We start from the raw sequence: 2,443 nt of genomic DNA on the forward strand, positions 1-2,443 counted from the left end.
CACATTCTCTACCTTCTCCGCTGGGACACTCCAGACGAGAAAAAACAGCTTACCCCGATTCTTTCCGATACACTTTCCCTTATTCCACCCATTTCATGTAAAAAGTATTCACACTTTGAATTCTCGCCAGATGGTTCCTGGCTGGTTTTTCGGGATGAGACTGTCAGTGAAGAACGGCCGGTTTTTATTTCCCTCCCGGTTGATCCCTATGCTCCTCTGTTTTTTGGTGAGCCGCTCTATCTTGGCCGTCTCATGAACGGGGGAATACCAACAACCACAGCATGGACAACTGACCCACTGGGTTTGGTGGTGACAGCAGAGGAACATGGAATATGGAAATGGGATCTTGGCAGGGCAAAAGAAACGCGGCCAATAATTTCTAGAAAAAACATAGTACCGACCAAATAACTCAATCGTGAAGACAGAACATTTCATGGAATCAAATCAGAATATTAGAAACTGACAATTTAATCAGAATTGTTACTGCTATCAACGTCACTTAACATACCGTCTCTATTGAGACAAAAGCATGACCGGAAGTTAACGCAAAGGGCGCAGAGGAAAGACACAAAGATAAAAACAGGTCTTAAAAGATAAACATGCACATTTACAGGAAGTGTATTGCCTTAATCACCACTGGTACCTGGTTCTTCAAAACGCGAAGCGTTTCTCTTTACGTCCTCTGGTTTTAAAATCTTATCCTGGGCCACGAAAACACCGTCCCTATATTAGAGCACCATTTCGCGGAGCACGATTTAATTCAGCGATGGCACTGCAGTATGTGATAAATCTGTACATGTATTCTCTTGCGATTTCTTTAATCAGCGATCTATCGCAGCAGATATTTTCACTTGCGCATCGTAGTCCCTCTGACAGGCAGAGACATTGGGAGAAGGGGCAAGGCCGCGGCTCTGAATCAATACTATAGGTCCTGTCAAAAAGGTTCCCGTAAGAGACTTTAGAATTCATGCATCGTCGCAGGTTCCCATCTCTGTCCATCCGGAAATAATTCATCCCGGCACTGCATCGCTTTCCCAGAAAATGCCTTTTCCTGCCCAGAAAATCTATCTCCCGGGTATCCTCAGAGTATCTTCTGAGAAGATTCCTTGTTTCGATGCTGTACGATGCAGGGTAGGGGCGGTTCTGGAATTTCCCCCGGAACACTTTCAGATTTACTTTGCTTATCCCCTGAGAGTCAAACAGTATGAGATCACGGATTACTCTGTGTACCATGGGAGGATACATCAGATATTCGATATGAATATTGAATTTTCTATCCAGGAGATATTTGACCGTGTCTGTAAACTGTTTCAATTCTCCGGGTTGTTTCACAAGTCTGGAGTGGAATACTGCTCTTATAGTTTTGATACGGTCCGGGGAAATGTGTTCTGCAAAGAGTTTTGCGTTTGGGGAAGAGAGTCTGGTATCGAGTGCGATGAAATGGGATCTGGAGAGCATAAAGCAGATCTCAATAAAATTAGGAAATTGAAGCGGTTCACCTCCTGAGATATGGATATTCCAGGTTTTTCCTGTGCTGTCAAAGGCATTGGATATATCGGAGATGGAGCGTATTGGAAAACCGGTGTGGATACGTGAACGGAGACTTCCTTCGCAATTGTTAAATTTCCATAAAATTGTACCGTGATTACTGCCTGGACTCATAAATCCTCCGCAAAAAGGGTAATGAGATTCACCAGTTTGCTGTTTCGACAAGTTTTCGAGGAGAAATCTTTATTAAGGTGGAAGCATCAACTGTATTAAGGCAACTGAGGTGCCAAAGTGGACTTTGCCTATTATAACCATGGAAAATGGTTACCATAGAAAGCACCACCGTGAGTACAAAGAAGATCGTGTCTTAATCTGTATTTATTTCTCTAAATCATCTTAATCAGTGGTCAAAATCAGTGGTCAGTGGTCAGAGGTCAAACTCCGACCATGATGGCGCAATCAGTCTTTTTTGCTCGGAGAGATTATCAATTACAGCGATTTCTTCTGGTGAAAGGGAGATAGTGAGTGCTTCCAGATTGGCACTGATATGCTCCTCAGTGGATGCCTTAGGGATAGTAACTGTACCTTTTTGCAGGGCCCAGGCGAGTGCTACCTGTCCGGGGCCGGTATTTTTTTTCTCTCCGATCTCTCTGAGTGTTTCGCTTTTGAAGACTTTGCCGTGTCCAAGAGGGGAGTAGGCTGTGAGGACAATCTGTTGTTCTTTGCAGTAATGAAGGAGGCGGGACTGGTAAAAAAAGGGGTGAAACTCCACCTGGTTTACAGAGATTGGCAGGCCTGTAGCTTTGAAAGCATCCTCGAGGTGGCGGATTGTGAAATTACTGACCCCGATACTCCGGACTTGTTTTTGTTCAATCAGTTTTTCGAAGGCTTTGAAAGTTTCGTTCATAGGGATAAATTTATTGGGCCAGTGGATCAGGAGAAGATCGAGGTATTC

3 protein-coding genes are annotated in these 2,443 nt (G+C 44.0%); 1 reads left to right on the plus strand and 2 read right to left on the minus strand.

Annotated features, from left to right (window positions below; translation table 11 throughout):
* Positions 1–408, plus strand: a 408-nt coding sequence (locus GX089_09840) for a hypothetical protein (protein NLP02783.1), incomplete at its 5' end; no start/stop codon positions are given.
* 315 nt (positions 409–723) lie between these two features.
* Here the strand turns inward: GX089_09840 and GX089_09845 are convergent.
* Both GX089_09845 and GX089_09850 read right to left on the minus strand, forming a co-directional pair.
* Positions 724–1,662 (minus strand): hypothetical protein, encoded by a 939-nt coding sequence (locus GX089_09845; protein NLP02784.1) that lies wholly within the window; start codon positions 1,660–1,662, stop codon positions 724–726.
* 253 nt (positions 1,663–1,915) lie between these two features.
* The coding region (locus GX089_09850) for an aldo/keto reductase (GenBank protein NLP02785.1) at positions 1,916–2,443 on the minus strand (528 nt) is incomplete at its 5' end.

This window comes from Fibrobacter sp. (assembly GCA_012523595.1).
Lineage (GTDB): Bacteria > Fibrobacterota > Chitinivibrionia > Chitinivibrionales > Chitinispirillaceae > JAAYIG01.